General features: G+C 57.5%; 17 protein-coding genes. 6 read left to right on the forward strand and 11 right to left on the reverse strand.

Annotation, left to right across the window (positions count from 1 at the left end; all coding sequences use genetic code 11):
• Positions 1-280 precede the first annotated feature (280 nt).
• A complete protein-coding gene (locus ACMWKK_RS19645; RefSeq protein ID WP_045327762.1) occupies positions 281-2671 on the reverse strand; it encodes a glucose/quinate/shikimate family membrane-bound PQQ-dependent dehydrogenase in 2391 nt (796 codons plus the stop codon).
• Between the two features lie 208 nt (positions 2672-2879).
• Between ACMWKK_RS19645 and hpt the strand changes: the two genes are divergently transcribed.
• A complete protein-coding gene (gene hpt / locus ACMWKK_RS19650) occupies positions 2880-3416 on the forward strand; it encodes a hypoxanthine phosphoribosyltransferase (protein ID WP_112781042.1) in 537 nt (178 codons plus the stop codon).
• 86 nt (positions 3417-3502) lie between these two features.
• Here the strand turns inward: hpt and can are convergent, their stop codons facing one another.
• The gene (gene can / locus ACMWKK_RS19655) at positions 3503-4165 is read right to left on the reverse strand and encodes a carbonate dehydratase (protein ID WP_014882586.1); all 663 of its coding nucleotides are present in this window, start codon (positions 4163-4165) and stop codon (positions 3503-3505) included.
• A 107-nt stretch (positions 4166-4272) separates the two neighbouring features.
• Here can and ACMWKK_RS19660 point away from each other — a divergent pair, with 107 nt between their 5' ends.
• The 4 genes from ACMWKK_RS19660 to ACMWKK_RS19675 all read left to right on the forward strand — a co-directional run bounded on the left by ACMWKK_RS19660 (position 4273) and on the right by ACMWKK_RS19675 (position 7823).
• Positions 4273-5199 carry an ABC transporter ATP-binding protein gene (locus ACMWKK_RS19660; protein ID WP_023332105.1) on the forward strand — a complete coding sequence of 309 codons (927 nt, stop codon included), beginning with the start codon at positions 4273-4275 and terminating at the stop codon, positions 5197-5199.
• Positions 5196-5966, forward strand: coding sequence for an ABC transporter permease (locus ACMWKK_RS19665; protein WP_023334536.1), 771 nt, complete (start codon positions 5196-5198; stop codon positions 5964-5966). The genes ACMWKK_RS19660 and ACMWKK_RS19665 overlap by 4 nt, the downstream gene beginning before the upstream one ends.
• Before the next feature lie 104 nt (positions 5967-6070).
• Positions 6071-6511: a PTS sugar transporter subunit IIA gene (locus tag ACMWKK_RS19670; protein WP_112781043.1), complete on the forward strand. Its 441-nt coding sequence runs from the start codon at positions 6071-6073 to the stop codon at positions 6509-6511.
• 64 nt (positions 6512-6575) lie between these two features.
• The gene (locus tag ACMWKK_RS19675) at positions 6576-7823 is read left to right on the forward strand and encodes a polysaccharide deacetylase family protein (protein WP_406542916.1); all 1248 of its coding nucleotides are present in this window, start codon (positions 6576-6578) and stop codon (positions 7821-7823) included.
• A 3-nt stretch (positions 7824-7826) separates the two neighbouring features.
• Here ACMWKK_RS19675 and panD read toward each other — a convergent pair whose 3' ends face one another.
• From panD to thpR, 9 genes are all read right to left on the reverse strand, one after another.
• Positions 7827-8207, reverse strand: coding sequence for an aspartate 1-decarboxylase (gene panD / locus ACMWKK_RS19680; RefSeq protein ID WP_003856284.1), 381 nt, complete (start codon positions 8205-8207; stop codon positions 7827-7829).
• Between the two features lie 33 nt (positions 8208-8240).
• Positions 8241-9092, reverse strand: a complete 852-nt coding sequence (gene panC / locus ACMWKK_RS19685; RefSeq protein ID WP_045327771.1) for a pantoate--beta-alanine ligase — start codon at positions 9090-9092, stop codon at positions 8241-8243.
• An 11-nt stretch (positions 9093-9103) separates the two neighbouring features.
• Positions 9104-9895 carry a 3-methyl-2-oxobutanoate hydroxymethyltransferase gene (gene panB / locus ACMWKK_RS19690; RefSeq protein WP_112781044.1) on the reverse strand — a complete coding sequence of 264 codons (792 nt, stop codon included), beginning with the start codon at positions 9893-9895 and terminating at the stop codon, positions 9104-9106.
• 123 nt (positions 9896-10018) lie between these two features.
• On the reverse strand, positions 10019-10498 hold the full coding sequence (gene folK / locus ACMWKK_RS19695; RefSeq protein WP_112781045.1) for a 2-amino-4-hydroxy-6-hydroxymethyldihydropteridine diphosphokinase: 480 nt from the start codon (positions 10496-10498) through the stop codon (positions 10019-10021).
• On the reverse strand, positions 10495-11892 hold the full coding sequence (gene pcnB, locus ACMWKK_RS19700) for a polynucleotide adenylyltransferase PcnB (RefSeq protein WP_072254544.1): 1398 nt from the start codon (positions 11890-11892) through the stop codon (positions 10495-10497). Before pcnB ends, folK begins: the two co-directional genes overlap by 4 nt.
• A gap of 42 nt (positions 11893-11934) precedes the next feature.
• A complete protein-coding gene (gene gluQRS / locus ACMWKK_RS19705; protein ID WP_112781047.1) occupies positions 11935-12825 on the reverse strand; it encodes a tRNA glutamyl-Q(34) synthetase GluQRS in 891 nt (296 codons plus the stop codon).
• Positions 12826-12883: 58 nt separating this feature from the next.
• Entirely contained in the window at positions 12884-13339 is a 456-nt protein-coding gene (dksA, locus tag ACMWKK_RS19710) for an RNA polymerase-binding protein DksA (RefSeq protein ID WP_001155232.1), read from the reverse strand.
• A gap of 176 nt (positions 13340-13515) precedes the next feature.
• Entirely contained in the window at positions 13516-14220 is a 705-nt protein-coding gene (sfsA, locus tag ACMWKK_RS19715) for a DNA/RNA nuclease SfsA (protein WP_045327782.1), read from the reverse strand.
• Positions 14210-14764, reverse strand: coding sequence for an RNA 2',3'-cyclic phosphodiesterase (gene thpR, locus ACMWKK_RS19720; RefSeq protein ID WP_112781048.1), 555 nt, complete (start codon positions 14762-14764; stop codon positions 14210-14212). Before thpR ends, sfsA begins: the two co-directional genes overlap by 11 nt.
• Positions 14765-14837: 73 nt before the next feature.
• Between thpR and hrpB the strand changes: the two genes are divergently transcribed.
• Complete coding sequence (hrpB, locus tag ACMWKK_RS19725) at positions 14838-17267, forward strand: ATP-dependent helicase HrpB (RefSeq protein WP_161656597.1); 2430 nt, start codon at positions 14838-14840, stop codon at positions 17265-17267.
• Positions 17268-17314: the final 47 nt, after the last annotated feature.

Genomic DNA, 17314 nt, shown 5'->3' on the forward strand with positions numbered 1-17314 from the left:
TCGGGCATGAGCCTGCATCCCTGCAGGCCACGCCCTCTCGGCGCATCCCTGCGCCTCGCCCCGGCCTTCCGGAAACGCTTCGGCGATTTACAGCCGGACCGGGGCATCGCTGTAAGGCATTCATAACCCTGATGGCACATACATTGCTTTAGGTTTGAAAATTACTGGGGATTTCTCAGCCCACGGGGAGAGGGAACAAACATAAAAACGGCAACCGAGGTTGCCGTTTTGCATCTTTCCGTAGGCCGGGTAAGGCGTAGCCGCCACCCGGCTTTTTCAGTTACTTGTTTTCGTCAGGCAGCGCATACGCGACGATATAGTCGCCCATCTTCGTGCCAAACGAACCGTGACCGCCCGCAGAGATGACAACGTACTGCTTGCCATTCACTTCATAGGTCATCGGGGTAGCTTGTCCACCCGCTGGCAGACGGCCTTGCCACAGTTTTTCACCGTTGGTCATGTTGTACGCGCGCAGGTAGTTATCTGCGGTTGCCGCGATGAACAGCACGTTACCGGCGGTGGAGATTGGGCCACCCAGCATTGGCATACCCATATTGAACGGCACCGGAACCGGCATCGGGAACGGCATGCTGTCCTGTGGTGTGCCAATACGTTTTTTCCACACGATCTGGTTAGTTTTCAGATCCAGACCGGAGATATAACCCCAGGCAGGCTGTTTACACGGCAGGCCAAACGGCGACAGGAACGGGTTCAGCGTTACGCCGAACGGTACGCCGTACTGCGGCTGGATGCCGGCTTCGGTGCCGGTTCCTTTCGCGTCTTTTGGCGGCTCCATCGGGTTGCCCGGACCGCGTGGGATCAGGCGGGAAACGAACGGCAGCGCCATTGGGTTGGCGATTGCCACCTGACGGTTAGGATCAACGGAGATACCGCCCCACTCGAACATCCCCAGGTTCCCCGGGAAGACCAGCGTGCCCTGCTCGGAAGGCGGCGTGAAGATGCCCTCATAGCGCAGCTGATGGAACATCACGCGGCACACCAGCTGGTCAAACATGGTGGCACCCCACATGTCTGCCCCGCTGAGGTCTTTCTTCGGACGGAAGCTCAGGTCAGAGAACGGCTGCGTTTTAGAGACGTAGTCGCCTTTCGCCGCGCCCTGCGGGACCGGTTTTTCCGGTGCAGGCACAACCAGCTTGCCGTTGCTGCGATCCAGCACGAAGATGTTGCCGGTTTTCGCCGGAGCGTAAATCACCGGAACGGTTTTGCCGTCAACGGTAATGTCCGCCAGCGTTGGCTGGGACGGCATATCCATATCCCACAGATCGTGGTGTACGGTCTGGTAGCTCCACGCCAGCTTGCCGGTGGTCGCGTTCAGCGCCACGATGGCGCTTGCATAGCGTTCCTGCTCCGGCGTGCGGTTACCGCCCCAGATATCTGGCGTGGTGACGCCCATCGGCAGGTAGACCAGGTCCAGCTTCGCGTCATACGCCGCAGGCGCCCAGGAGTTTGGCGAGTTGAAGGTAAAGGTGTGCTCGTCTGACGGGATCGCGTTCGGATCTTTCGCACCCGGGTCGAAGGCCCACAGCAGTTTACCGGTGTTCACGTCGAAGCCGCGGATGACGCCAGAGGTTTCGCGCGTGGAGAAGTTATCCGTTACCGAACCGGCAATCACGATGGTTTTATCGGTGATGATTGGCGGTGAGGTTGGCTCATACAGACCCGGCGTGGTGTCCGGCATGTTGGTCTGCAGGTTCAGGATACCTTTGTTGGCAAAGGTTTCGCACAGCTTGCCCGTTTCGGCATTGATGGCGAACAGACGACCATCGTTCACCGGCAGCATGATGCGGCGCGGACAGTCGGCAACCACTTCCGGGCTCGCATTATCGGCGCGCGCTTCGTGGTAAGAGACGCCGCGGCAGGTCACGTGCTGGAACGACGGGTTGGAGTTCAGCTGCGGATCGAAGTGCCATTTCTCTTTACCGGTGGCCGCGTCGAGCGCGAACAGACGCTGGTGCGCTGTACACAGATAAAGCATATTGCCGACCTTAATCGGGGTCACTTCGTTGGTCAGTTCACCCGGATCGTTCGGCATCTTCAGGTCGCCGGTACGGAATACCCAGGCTTCCTTCAGGTTCTTAACGTTGTCCGCGTTAATCTGCTTCAGCGGGGAATAGCGTTGACCTTCCTGGTTACGACCATAGGCCGGCCAGTCGCCGTCAGCAACCTGCGAGATAGCCGCAGCTGGCGTCGATTCGGTGTTCAGCGTGCCGTGAATTTCCTGCGGGTCGTTAAAGCCTGCCCAGGTGAGGATACCGCCGCTGATCAGCAGGGCCACCACCAGCGCCGCAACGGCACCGCTGGACGGCACGATCAGGCGACGCCAGACGAACGGCAGGATCAGCCAGATACCGAAGAAGACCAGGATATCGCTGCGCGGCGTCAGTGCCCAGAAGTCAAAGCCGACTTCCCAGACGCCCCAGATCATGGTGGCAAGGAGGAGTGCGGCATACAGCCACAGTGCAGATTGTTTTCTACGCCAGAGCAGGACGGTTACGCCAAGCATAACCAGGCCCGCAATCGGGTAGTACCAGGAGCCGCCGATCGCGACAAGCCAGACGCCACCGATTAACAGGTACAGGCCGCAGAAGGCGGCGAATAACGCTGTTAGTGTCACCAGTAGACGCGGCTGTTTAGAGTGTGTTTCAGCCATAGAAAGTGTACTCGTCAGTTTTTGTTAATAATTTGCTAGCAACTAATTATAGGTATTAACAAGTGTGATCGGAATCACAATATTTGCTTTTTATAACTCATACGCCAGGGTTATCCATTTGCTGATATAATAGCTGGCTTGCGTATCAGTGCTGGATATTAACTCATCCGTATTGAGAGATTTTCATTAAAATCATTTGGTTAGTAATATGAAACATACTGTTGAAGTGATGATCCCGGAAGCCGAGATCAAAGCGCGTATCGCCGAACTGGGTCGTCAAATCACCGAACATTACAAGGACAGCGGCAGCGAAATGGTGCTGGTTGGTCTGCTGCGCGGCTCTTTCATGTTCATGGCCGACCTGTGCCGTGAAGTGCATGTGCCCCATGAGGTCGATTTTATGACCGCCTCCAGCTACGGCAGCGGCATGTCCACCACCCGTGATGTGAAAATCCTGAAAGATCTGGATGAAGATATTCGTGGCAAAGATGTGTTGATCGTTGAGGACATTATCGACTCCGGCAACACGCTCTCTAAAGTGCGCGAGATCCTCAGCCTGCGCGAGCCGAAATCGCTGGCGATTTGTACGCTGCTGGATAAACCTGAGCGCCGTGAAGTACAGGTGCCGGTTGAGTTCGTCGGCTTCTCGATTCCGGACGAATTCGTGGTGGGTTACGGTATCGACTACGCGCAGCGTTATCGCCATTTGCCGTATGTGGGCAAGGTTGTGATTCTCGACGAGTAGCGCTTTTGCCCGGTGGCGCTGCGCTTACCGGGCCTGCGAGTGCGAAAATGTAGGCCGGGTAAGGCGCAGCCGCCACCCGGCTTTGTTTATTTGTGGTTCACATGCTTAAGCTTGAGGTTGGCAATCCCTGAACGGTAACGCTGCTCCAGCGTCTCGCGGTTGGTGGCGGTGACTTCCAGATTGCGCAGCAGACCGTCGTGAATGCCGTACGCCCAGCCGTGGATCGAAACCTTCTGCCCGCGTTTCCACGCTGACTGCATGATGGTCGAATGCCCAAGGTTATACACCTGTTCCATCACGTTAAGCTCGCACAGGGTGTCCATGCGGCGCTCCTGCGGCATTTCACCCAGCAGTGAGCTATGTTTGAACCAGATATCGCGGATGTGCAGCAGCCAGTTATCAATCAACCCAAGCTCCGGGTTTTCTACCGCCGCCTGCACGCCGCCGCAGCCGTAGTGGCCACAAATGATGATGTGCTCGACTTCCAGAACGTCAACGGCATACTGAACCACAGAAAGACAGTTGAGATCGGTGTGAATCACCAGGTTGGCGACATTACGGTGAACAAACAGCTCGCCAGGCTCAAGACCGGTCAGACGTTCGGCGGGCACGCGGCTGTCGGAACAGCCAATCCAGAGAAAGCGCGGGTTCTGTGCCTGCGCCAGTTTTCCAAAAAATCCGGGGTCTTCCTCCACCAGCATTTTTGACCATAGTGCATTGTTGCTAATGAGTGTATCTATGTCGTTCATGGAGGTTAGCGACCTGTAGCCAAGTAATTGCGTTGCGCTACTATAGGGTAACCCGACTTTTAATGAAACCACACAACGTGTGTCAGAACTGAAGGTAAGTTAAATTCATGGCAATTGCACTGGAGCTTGAGCAGCTTAAAAAAACCTATTCGGGTGGCGTTCAGGCGCTGCGCGGAATAGATCTGAAAGTAGAAGCCGGGGATTTTTACGCGCTTCTGGGGCCGAACGGGGCGGGGAAATCCACCACCATCGGGATCATCAGCTCGCTGGTGAACAAAACCTCCGGCCGCGTCAGCGTGTTCGGCTACGATCTGCAAAAAGATGTGGTTAACGCCAAGCGCCAGCTGGGGCTGGTACCGCAGGAGTTCAACTTCAACCCGTTCGAGACGGTGCAGCAAATCGTCGTTAACCAGGCGGGCTATTACGGCGTTGAGCGCAAAGAGGCGCTGGAGCGCAGCGAAAAATACCTGAAGCAGCTCGATCTGTGGGAAAAGCGTAACGAACGCGCGCGGATGTTGTCCGGCGGGATGAAGCGCCGCCTGATGATTGCCCGCGCGCTGATGCACGAGCCAAAGCTGCTGATTCTCGATGAGCCGACGGCGGGCGTAGACATTGAGCTGCGCCGCTCCATGTGGGGCTTCCTGAAAGATCTCAACGACAAAGGCACCACCATTATTCTGACCACCCACTATCTGGAAGAGGCCGAAATGCTGTGCCGCAACATCGGCATCATTCAGCACGGCGAGCTGGTGGAAAACACCTCGATGAAGAACCTGCTCTCCAAGCTGAAATCCGAAACGTTTATTCTCGATCTGGCGGCAAAAAGCCCGCTACCGAAGCTCGAAGGATATCAGTACCGTCTCGTCGACACCTCAACGCTGGAAGTTGAAGTGCTGCGCGAGCAGGGGATTAACAGCGTGTTCTCGCAGCTGAGCGCGCAGGGGATTCAGGTCTTGAGTATGCGTAACAAAGCGAACCGACTGGAAGAGCTGTTTGTCTCTCTGGTGCAGGATAAACAAGGAGACAAGGCATGACGCATCTTTACTGGGTCGCGCTGAAAAGTATCTGGGCGAAAGAGATTAACCGCTTTATGCGTATCTGGGTGCAAACCCTGGTGCCGCCGGTGATCACCATGACGCTCTATTTCATCATCTTCGGTAACCTGATTGGCTCCCGGATTGGTGAGATGCACGGCTTTACCTATATGCAGTTTATCGTCCCGGGGCTGATCATGATGGCGGTGATCACCAACGCCTATGCGAACGTGGCGTCGTCGTTCTTTAGCGCCAAGTTCCAGCGCAATATCGAAGAGCTGCTGGTCGCGCCCGTGCCGACGCACGTCATTATCGCGGGCTACGTCGGTGGCGGCGTGGCGCGCGGGCTGTGCGTGGGGATCCTGGTCACGGCGATTTCGCTGTTCTTCGTGCCGTTCCAGGTCCACTCGTGGCTGTTTGTCGCGCTGACGCTGCTCCTGACGGCAATTCTGTTCTCGCTGGCCGGTCTGCTGAACGCCGTGTTCGCCAAAACGTTTGACGACATTAGCCTGATCCCGACCTTCGTCCTGACGCCGCTGACCTATCTCGGTGGAGTGTTCTACTCCCTGACGCTGCTGCCGCCTTTCTGGCAGGCGCTGTCGCACCTGAACCCGATTGTTTATATGATCAGCGGCTTCCGCTTTGGCTTCCTTGGGATCACCGACGTGCCGCTGTTTACCACGGTGGCGGTGCTGGTGGTGTTCATCATTGCCTTCTACCTGCTGTGCTGGTATCTGATCCAGCGCGGGCGCGGTCTGCGCAGCTAATCTGTTGCCCGGCAACGTGCTGTTTGCCGGGCGCTTTCTTTGACAGCTATCACCGAAAGCTAACCTTCACTCCGCTAAACTACTTGCCTGCTAAGGAGAGAGTTATGCTGGGATGGGTTATCACCTGCCACGATGAACGGGCGCAGGACATGTTGCTGAAGCTGGAAGCCAGGTTTGGTCCGCTGCCACAGTGTCGTGCCGTCAACTACTGGCGCGGCTTAAGCACCAACATGCTGGGCCGGATGATGTGCGATGCCCTGCACGAAACCGACTCCGGAGAGGGCGTCATTTTTCTTACCGATAAATCCGGCGCGGCGCCTTACCGTGCTGCGGCCCTGCTGAGCCACAAGCACGACTGCTGCGAGGTGATCTCCGGTATTAGCTTTCCATTACTTGAAATGATGTATCCCCAGCGCGAAATATTAACCAGCGCGGCGTTCCGTAACGCTATCGTCGGGCAGGGTGCTCCGGACGTCAGCAGCTTATGGCATCAGCAGCAAAAAAATCCGCCCTTCGTCCTGCTCCATGACCTGTATAAGAATTAAACGTTGGTATTGATGTCGCTTTTGCTACAATGACATAAGTATTTCCGCTTCGAATAAGAACCTCATGTTCACGCGTATTGTTTTCCTGTTTTTGATGTTCGTGTCCGGCACGTCTTTTGCCAGTTTATTAAGTCAGCAAAGATTGCCTGCTCAATATATGCAAACCACCGAAGATGCGGCGATTTGGGCCCAGGTCGGCAATAGCGTTATTAACGTCGGCAACGTGCGGGCAGGGCAGATCCTCGCCGTGGTGCCTGCGGCGGCGGACTATTATGAATTTCGCTTCGGCTTCGGCTCGGGCTTTATCGACAAAGGCCACCTGGAGCCGGTGCAGGGCAAACAGCGCGTTGAGGATGGCCTGGGGGATTTGAATAAACCGCTGAGCAATCAAAACCTGATAACGTGGAAAGACACGCCCGTTTATAACGCCCCGAACAACGGCAGTGCCCCCTTCGGCACCCTAAGCGCCAATCTACGCTATCCGATCCTGAACAAACTCAAAGACCGTTTGAATCAGACCTGGTTCCAGATCCGCATCGGCAACCGCCTGGCCTGGATCAGCAGCCTGGACGCGCAGGAAGACAACGGCATTCCGGTGATTACCTATCACCATATCCTGCGTGACGAAGAGAACACCCGTTTTCGCCATACCTCCACGACGACCAGCGTGCGTGCGTTCAGCAACCAGATGACCTGGCTGCGCGACCAGGGCTACACCACACTGACGATGTACCAGCTGGAAGGGTACGTACGCAACAAGATGAACCTGCCGGCGAAATCGGTGGTGATTACCTTCGACGATGGCCTGAAGTCCGTTAACCGCTACGCTTATCCGATCCTCAAAGCGTATGGCTTTAAGGCCACGGCGTTTATTATCTCGTCGCGCATCAAGCGCCACCCGCAAAAGTGGGCGCCAAAATTCCTGCAGTTTATGAGCGTGTCGGAGCTGGAGCAGATGCATGACGTGTTCGACTATCAGTCCCACACGCACTTCCTGCATCGCGTTGACGACAACCATCAGCCCATTTTACTGAGCCGCAGCTATCACAATATTCTGTTTGATTTTAAGCGCTCACGACGGGATCTGGCGCAGTTTAACCCGCACGTGCTTTACCTCTCTTATCCGTTCGGCGGTTACGACGATAAGGCGATCAAAGCCGCGAATGACGCCGGGTTCCATCTGGCGGTGACGACGGTACGAGGGAAGGTTAAGCCGGGGGATAATCCGTTCTTATTGAAGCGTCTGTATATTCTTAGAACGGATTCGCTGGAGACGATGTCGCGGCTGATCAGCAATCAGCCGCAGGGGTAGCGCTTAGGCGACCTGAACCGGAATCGCCTTCGCGGTGCGCTTCATCTCATTGTCGCCTTCAAAGTAGGCGACTTTTGGCTGCCAGCGACGCGCCTCTTCGTCAGACATCATCACGAAGCTGGCGATGATCACGATATCGCCCACGTCCGCGCAGTGCGCTGCCGCGCCGTTGACGGAGATGATTTTGGACCCGCGCTCGGCGGCAATGGCATAGGTGGAGAAACGTTTGCCGTTGTTGACGTTCCAGATATCAATGGCTTCGTTTTCAAGAATACCCGCCGCGTCGAGGAAATCCTGGTCGATGGCGCAGGAGCCTTCATAGTGCAGGTCGGCCTGGGTGACTTTCACACGGTGAAGCTTACCTTGCAGCATTTTGCGAATCATTACGTTTACCTTTTATCTTCCGGCCAGGAGAACCTACGCCAGTTCAACCACTTTATTGTCGATTAGGCGGGCCTGACCAAGCCATGCCGCCACCAGAATGACCGCACGTTTGCTGGTCTGCGTAAGCTCCAGAAGCGTGTCGGCGTCGCGAATTTGAATATCATCAGCGCGGAAGCCTTTATCATTCAGCGCCTGTTCAGCGAGGGCGATAATCTCTTCTGCCGCCAGCTCTTTTGCCAGAAGCTGCTCCGCCATGGTGTTCATGACCTTGCTTAAGCCCGGGGCGATTTTACGCTGGTCGGCGGTCAGGTAGCCATTTCGCGAGCTGAGCGCCAGACCGTCTTTGGCGCGCACAATCGGTACGCCCACAATCTCGATATCGTAACCCATATCCGCAACCATTTTGCGGATCAGCGCCAGCTGCTGGAAATCTTTCTCACCAAAACAGGCCACGTCCGGCTGTACCAGGTTGAACAGCTTGCTGACGATGGTCGACACGCCGCGAAAATGGCCCGGCCGGCTGGCGCCTTCGAGCATGGTGGAAATGCCCGGCACGTCAACGTAAGTGGCCTCATCGGTACCCTGAGGGTACACGTCCGACGGCGCCGGAGAGAAGACAATATCCGCATGGCGTTTTTTGAGCTTCTCGCAGTCTTCCTGCAGGGTGCGCGGGTAGCGTGCCAGATCGTCGGCGCGGTCAAACTGCATGGGGTTAACGAAGATACTGACCACCACGATATCTGCACGGGCTCTGGCTTCGTCGACCAGCTTCATGTGGCCGTCATGCAGGTTGCCCATGGTCGGGACCAGTGCGATACGTTTACCTTCCTGACGCGCGCGGCGGATGTGCTGGCGAAGCAGCGGCAGGGTTTCAATGATTAGCACAACGAGACTCCTTAATGGAAACTGTGTTCTTCACCCGGGTAAACACCGGATTCAACGTCGGCAATATACTGCCTGACCGCGGCGCGCATGTCGCCCGCTTCGCTGAGGAAATTTTTGGCAAACTTCGGAATATGCCCGCCGGTGATGCCAAAGGCGTCGTGCATCACCAGAATCTGACCGTCGGTCACGTTGCCCGCGCCAATACCAATCACCGGAATGGACAGCGCGTCGGTGATACGCTTCGCCAGCTCAACCGGCACGCACTCCAGCACCAGCAGCTGGGCACCCGCGGCTTCCAGCGCCAGGGCATCATCAAACAGCGTCTGAGCGGCGTCACCGCGGCCCTGCACTTTATATCCGCCAAAGATGTTGACGGACTGCGGCGTCAGGCCCAAATGGCCGCACACCGGCACGGCGCGTTCGGTGAGCATTTTCACCGTCTCCACCAGCCAGGCGCCACCTTCAATTTTGACCATATTGGCACCGGCACGCATCACCGTCGCCGCGTTTTCGAACGCCTGCTCCGGCGTGGCGTAGGCCATAAACGGCAGATCGGAGAGCAGCAGGCAGGCCGGGGCACCCCGACGCACGGCGCTGGTATGGTAAGCGATATCCTCAACCGTGACCGGCAGGGTGGAATCATGTCCTTGTACCGTCATCCCTAACGAATCTCCCACCAGCATGACGTTGATACCCTCTTCGGCAAACAGTTTGGCGAAGCTGTAGTCATACGCGGTGATGGTGGCGAAGCGTTTTTTTTCCTGTTTGCATTTCTGCAGTAAGGAGATGGTGGTTGGTTTCATACTGTTTCCTGAGAGCCCAAAAGCGAATCTTTGCGCATTCTAACAGTAACATTCGAGGGAACAATGATTTTAGGTAATCGATTAGCCACAATTATTCTGAGGCTAATCGGCAGGGGAGCCCGATCACCAGCGGGCGGGTCTTTCCGCATTGAGGCTGTCCAGAATGGACCGAAGCGGGAGGCCATCCGGGAAGGTGAGATCGGGGGCGACTTCAAAGAGCGGCCAGAGCATAAACCCGCGATTTTTCATGTCGTAATGCGGAACGGTAAGACGCTCAGTGTTGATGGTCTCGTGACCAAACAGCATGATGTCGAGGTCCAGCGTGCGCGGTCCCCAGCGCTCGGCTTTGCGCACGCGGCCCTGCTGCAGTTCGATGCGCTGGGTGTGGTCCAGCAGCGTTTCGGCACCGAGGGCCGTTTCCAGCACCACGGCGGCATTGAGATAATCGGGCTGATCCTGCGGGCCCAGCGGCGGCGTGCGATAGAACGAGGAGACTGCCACGATCTGGCTCTGTGGGATCTCGCCCAGCGCCTGTACGGCAGCATTCACCTGCTCCAGCGGGGAGGCTAAATTACTGCCGATGGCGATATACGCGAGGGTCATGCTGTCCCTTCACGACGCGGCGCGCGTTTGCGCGGACGACGATGGCGGCGACGCGGTTCCGGCTCTTCATCCAGCCCGGTAAGCATATCTTTTTGCTCCGGCGGGGCGGAGACCTGGAATTCGGCCCACCACTGCGCCAGGCGCTGCAGCTCCTGATTGCGTTCGATTTCAGCACGCAGCGAGAGCAGATCGAACGCGGCGCGGAACTTAGGATGCTCCATCAGCTTCCAGGCGCGTTTACCCTGACGACGGGACATGCGCAGCTGAAGCTGCCAGATATCGCGCACCAGGGTGGTAATACGTTTCGGAATAGCGAGCGTGCGGCACCCTTCGTCCAGCACGTCGTTGGCGGCCAGGGCGAAGGCATCGTAATAGGCGAGCCCGCTCTCCTGGGTAATGCGCTGTGCCGTTTCCAGCAGCGGATACCAGAACATCGCCGCAAACAGGAACGCCGGGTTCACGCGCATGTCGTTGCGAATGCGGGTGTCGGTGTTTTTCAGCACCTGTGCAATCATCCGCTCCATTGGGCTGTCACCGTTTTCGGTGAAGTAGCGGGTAATGGTCGGGAACAGCGGCTGGAACAGGTTGTATTCGCGCAGCAGGTTATAGGTTTCAAAGCCGTGACCGGCCTGCAGCAGCTTCAGCGCCTCTTCAAACAGGCGGGCAGGCGGCACGTCGTTGATCAGCGTCGCCAGACGAGGAATAGGCTCTGCCGTTTCCGGGCTGATGCGCATATTGAGCTTGGCGGCGAAACGCACGGCGCGCAGCATGCGCACGGGATCTTCACGGTAGCGCGTTTCCGGCGTGCCGATCAGGCGAATCAGACCCTCTTTCAGGTCCTGCATGCCGCCGACGTAGTCGCGCACGGTGAAATCCGCCACGCTGTAATACAGGCTGTTGATGGTGAAGTCGCGACGCTGGGCATCTTCTTCAATAGAGCCGAAGATATTGTCGCGCAGCAGCATACCGTTCTGACCGCGTTGCGACGTGGTGCGATCGGACGCGCCCGCTTCGTGGTGGCCGCGGAAGGTCGCCACTTCGATAATTTCCGGCCCAAACATGACGTGAGCCAGACGGAAACGACGGCCAACGAGACGGCAGTTGCGGAATAATTTGCGCACCTGCTCAGGCGTGGCGCTGGTCGTCACGTCGAAATCTTTGGGTTTTTTGCCCAGCAGTAAATCACGCACTCCACCGCCCACGAGATAGGCCTCGTAGCCCGCTTTATTCAGACGATAGAGCACCTTGAGGGCATTTTCACTGATATCTTTGCGGGAAATAGTGTGCTGCTCACGCGGAATAACCGACATGTGTGGCTGTGCAATAGCATCGTTCGCCATGCTCTCTTCGCGGCTTAGCACTTTACGGCAAAAATTAGCGACTCGGGTAAAAATGGTACACCTCGTAGTGTGTTTTGTTATGAAAAAAGCGGCTAATCATAGCTCAGCGCAACGCATTTGAGAATGCTGGATTTTTGGCACCGCCGCGAGCGTCCAGTTGGCAACGGCCATTTTCAGCAGTTCGTCAATACGCAGATCCTGCCATTCGTTGATTACATTCTGGTTGAGAAATCGCAGCGCGTCGATCAAAACAGGACGCGGATCGCCGTCCGGCAGGGCCGGGGCGTGGTTCTGCTTTGACAATTTCAGGCCCTGCGCGTTGACCGCCAGCGGCAGATGAATGTAGTCCGGCGCCGTCCAGCTAAACTGGTGATACAGCGAGATTTGCCGCACGGTCGGCTCGACCAGATCCGCCCCGCGCACGATTTCCGTCACGCCCTGAAAATGATCGTCCACCACCACGGCAAGGTTGTAGGCGAACAAGCCATCGCGACGGTGGATGATAAAATCCTCCCGCGCGAGACGTTCATCGGCATGAATCTCGCCGGAGAGTAAATCGTTAAAGCACGTCACCGGAGAGCGCTGCTTAATGCGCACGGCGGCATTTTCCGAAGGGTGATTAAGCATGCGGCAGTGGCCGTCATAGACGCCCCCCACGCTCTGGATACGCGCGCGGGTGCAGGTGCAGTTATAGGAAAGCCCCCGATCGCGAAGCCAGGCCAGACGTTCCCGATAGGCCTCGTGACGTTTTGACTGCCACAGAACCTCGTCATCCCAGTGAAGACCGTAATGTTCCAGCTGACGCAGAATCCTCTCTGCTGCACCGGGAACTTCACGCGGTGGGTCAATATCTTCAATGCGGACGAGCCATTTTCCCCGACGGGCGTGAGCCTGCAGGTAGCTGCCGAGCGCGGCAATTAATGAGCCGAAGTGTAATTCACCGGAAGGAGATGGCGCAAAGCGCCCAATATAGTGTGATTCAGACATATCAACAGTAACAAGGCGGGAGAGACTCCCGCCTTTGAGTGGGTAAACAGCGCTGGTATTAACCGGCCATCTGTTTTTCGCGGATTTCGGCCAGCGTTTTACAGTCGATGCACAGATCGGCGGTTGGACGCGCTTCCAGGCGACGAATGCCAATTTCAACACCGCAGGATTCGCAGTAGCCAAAATCTTCGTCTTCGACTTTTTTCAGCGTTTTTTCGATCTTTTTGATCAGTTTGCGCTCGCGGTCACGGTTACGCAGTTCGAGGCTGAACTCTTCTTCCTGAGCGGCACGGTCTACCGGATCCGGGAAGTTAGCAGCTTCATCCTGCATATGAGTAACGGTGCGATCGACTTCATCCCTGAGTTGATTACGCCATGCTTCAAGAATACGCTTGAAGTGCGACAGCTGGGCTTCGTTCATATACTCTTCGCCCGGCTTCTCTTGATACGGCTCCACCCCAGCGATGGCGAGAATACTCAGGGACGATGTTTTACGGTTTTGCCCTTCTTGCATGTTGCTTCTCCTTAACACGCACTATCGATCCCCGTGTTGGGGGAAAAATCAGGTCGCTATAAATAGCAGATGCTTTTCCGGATGGCAATTATCTAAACGTAACACTTGACAAGCCTGTGAGGAAAAGCGTATTTGCGCACGCGGCCAGAACACTTAATCGTCAATCGTCTAATCCCTTATAAGACAATGGGAAGAGAGGATCTCAGAGTCATATTATCGGCAGAAAGTTCCGCTTTATAAGCGAAAAGCTCTACCCCCTGCTTTTGTGCCTCATTCAACAATTGCGCGTATTTAGGATCAATATGGCGGGCAGGGGAGAAACGTTCAATGGCTGAATGCAATACCGCAAACAGCAATACGGCGCGTTTGCCCGCCGCCGCAACACTCATTAGCTCTCGCAGGTGCTTCTGACCACGTAGCGTCACCGCATCCGGGAAGTAGCCGTTTTCCTGTTCTGCTAACGTCACTGATTTCACTTCAATATAGCACTCCGGCCTGTCTTCCGCCTGTAACATGAAGTCAATTCTGCTGCCTTCATCGCCATATTTCACTTCACTTTTATGCGTGCCATATCCCACCAGTTCAGGAATTGTGCCATGGGTCAGCGCTTCCTTAACCAGCTGATTTGCGCGCAGGGTGTTAACGCAAATAAATGCCCCGTTTTGGGTTTCAGTCATTTCCCAGGTATGGGCATATTTGCGTTTAGTATTTTCTGATGTGGAATACCAGACCGTGTCACCCGGGGTGGCGCAACCGGTCATGGCTCCGGTATTGGGGCAGTGCAGAGTGAGCGTCTCCCCTTCAGGTGTCACCACGTCGGCGAGGAAGCGTTTGTAGCGTTGGACAAGCGTAGCGTGCTGCAGGGGAGGACTAAACTTCATCAGAATTCCTTTCGGTGTCGCCCAGCGTCCAGCGCTGTAGCGGCGTGTAGCGTGTGCGTCCTTGAGTAAAGACGGATTCGTAAAGCGCGAATTCATTGACCGGGAAGGCCCAGTGAAAGCCCGGGGCCGGGAGGGCAACGGCCTGACCGGCATCGCGCAGCAGCGTGATATGCGGATGAAACGGCTGCGGGCTCTGATAGCAGCCGCTGCGCGCCGCCTGCGCGCGCAGCATATTTGCCAGCTGTAACAAACCGCGCGGCGGCTGGCGCGTGCCCAGCCAGACCACGCGCGAACGCAGCCACTGGCCCGCGTCGTCGAGGTGTAGCGTAAACGGCGGCTGAGAAATCCGCCCGGCCATGGCGGCTAGCGCCCGCTGCTTTTCGGCGCTGACGTCGCCCAAAAAGGCCAGCGTCAGGTGCAGGTTGGCCGCCGCTACGGGGCGGCCTGCCTCCGGCGGGAAGCGATCGGCGCGCCAGCGAACAATCTGACGCTGTATCGTGGTGGGCAATTCAATGGCAAAAAACAGCCGTTTCGACTCGGGCATACGGAGGACTCGGTAATGATATGCGCCGATGCTACAATGTACGCCGACTAATGTTAACCCTCTGGAGCTGTTAGTGTCCTCATTGCCGGTCGCCGTTATTCTTCCCGAGCTTCTCGCTGCCTTACGCCATGCCCCGCAGGTTCTGCTGAATGCCCCGACGGGCGCGGGTAAGTCCACCTGGCTGCCGCTGCAGATCCTGAAAGACGGAAACATCAGCGGGAAAATTATCCTGCTGGAGCCGCGCCGGCTGGCCGCGCGCAACGTGGCGCAGCGTCTGGCGGAGCTGCTGAACGAAAAGCCGGGCGAAACGGTAGGTTACAGGATGCGTGCCGAAACCTGCGTGGGACCCACCACGCGGCTTGAAGTGGTCACCGAAGGCATTCTTACCCGTATGCTGCAAAACGATCCGGAGCTGACCGGCGTCGGGCTGGTGATACTGGATGAGTTCCACGAGCGCAGCCTGCAGGCGGATCTGGCCCTCGCGCTGCTGCTGGACGTTCAGCAGGGGCTGCGCGACGATCTCCGGCTGCTTATTATGTCGGCCACGCTGGACAACGCGCGGCTACGGCAGGCGCTACCCGATGCGCCGGTCATCAGTTCTGAAGGGCGGGCCTTTCCGGTTGAGCGCCGCTATCAACCGCTTCCCTCCCACCAGCGCTTTGACGAAGCGGTCGCCATTGCCGCCGCCGAGCTGCTGCGTCAGGAAGCCGGTTCCCTGCTGCTGTTTTTGCCGGGCGTCGGCGAAATCCAGCGCGTGCAGGAGCAGCTTTCTACCCGCGTTGGCGGCGATGTGCTGCTTTGCCCGCTCTACGGCGCACTGTCGCTTCAGGAGCAGCGTAAAGCCATTCTTCCTCCCCCGGCGGGGCAGCGTAAGGTGGTGCTGGCAACCAATATTGCTGAAACCAGCCTGACCATTGAAGGTATTCGCCTGGTGGTGGATAGCGCGCAGGAGCGGGTGGCAAGCTTTGACCCGCGCACCGGGCTGACAAAACTCCTGACGCAGCGCATCAGCCAGGCGTCGATGGTGCAGCGCGCGGGCCGCGCGGGGCGTCTTGAGCCGGGTATCTGCCTGCATTTGACCAGCGCGGAACAGGCGGAGCGCGCCGCGCAGCAAAGCACGCCGGAAATTCTACAAAGCGATTTGTCTGGCCTGGTGATGGATCTGCTGCAGTGGGGCTGCCCGAACCCTGAGCAGCTCACCTGGCTTGATGCTCCGCCTGTTGTGAACCTTGCTGCCGCGCGCACCCTGCTGACCGCGCTTGGCGCGCTGGAAGGCGAGCGTCTGACGGCGCGGGGCCAGAAAATGGCGGCGCTGGGCAACGATCCGCGTCTGGCCGCGATGCTGGTGGCCGCGCAGGGGGATGATGAAATTGCCACGGCGGCCAAACTGACGTCTATCCTTGAGGAGCCGCCGCGCGGTGGCAGCAGCGATCTGGGGCAGGCGTTTTCACGCAGTCAGGGAAACTGGCAGCAGCGGGCGCAGCAGCTGTGTAAACGCCTCAATAGCCGGGGAGGGTCGCCCGACAGCGAAAAGATCGCCTTTCTGCTGGCCCAGGCCTTCCCGGACAGGATTGCCCGTCGGCGCGGGCTGGATGGTCGCTACCAGCTGGCAAACGGCATGGGGGCGATGCTGGACAGCGATGATGCGCTGACGCGTCACGAATGGCTGATTGCGCCGCTCTTGCTCCAGGGGAGTCACTCCCCGGATGCGCGTATCCTGCAGGCGGTTGCGGTAGAGATAGACGCCCTGGCGCGAGCCTGTCCGCAGCTGCTACAGCAATCGGACATCGTGGAGTGGGACGACGCCCAGGGCACGCTGAAGGCGTTTCGCCGTAGCCAGATTGGTAAGTTGACGCTCGGGACGACGCCGCTGGCGAAGCCGTCGGAAGACGAGCTGCATCAGGCGATGCTCAACGGCATCCGGGAAAAAGGGCTGAGCGTCCTGAACTGGACGCCGGAAGCGGAGCAGTACCGCATTCGTCTGCGCTGCGCCGCGAAGTGGCTACCGGAAAACGATTGGCCCGCGGTGGATGATGAAACGCTGCTGGCTACGCTTGAGCGCTGGCTACTGCCGCAAATGAGCGGCGTGCACTCGCTGCGCGCCCTTAAGGCGCTTGATGTTAAGACTGCGTTACAGAATTTACTGGACTGGTCATTACGTCAACGTCTGGATAGTGAACTGCCAGGGCATTACACTGTGCCGACCGGAAGCCGGATTGCCGTCCGTTATCATGAGGATAATCCACCGGCGCTGGCCGTTCGGATGCAGGAGATGTTTGGTGAGGCCACCACGCCGTCGATTGCTGACGGGCGCGTGCCGTTAGTGCTTGAGCTGCTGTCGCCTGCGCATCGCCCGCTGCAGATCACGCGAGATTTGGGGGCGTTCTGGGCGGGAAGCTACCGTGACGTGCAGAAAGAGATGAAGGGGCGATACCCCAAACATGTCTGGCCGGACGATCCGGCGAACACTGCGCCGACGCGGCGAACGAAGAAATATTCGTAAGTTAGGTGAAAAAAGGGGAGTGCGGCCTGTTGCCCTCACCCCGGCCC

Origin of the sequence: Enterobacter sp. 01-M-03-SI-ECC (assembly GCF_047530215.1) — a bacterium.
GTDB classification, from domain to species: domain Bacteria; phylum Pseudomonadota; class Gammaproteobacteria; order Enterobacterales; family Enterobacteriaceae; genus Enterobacter; species Enterobacter chengduensis.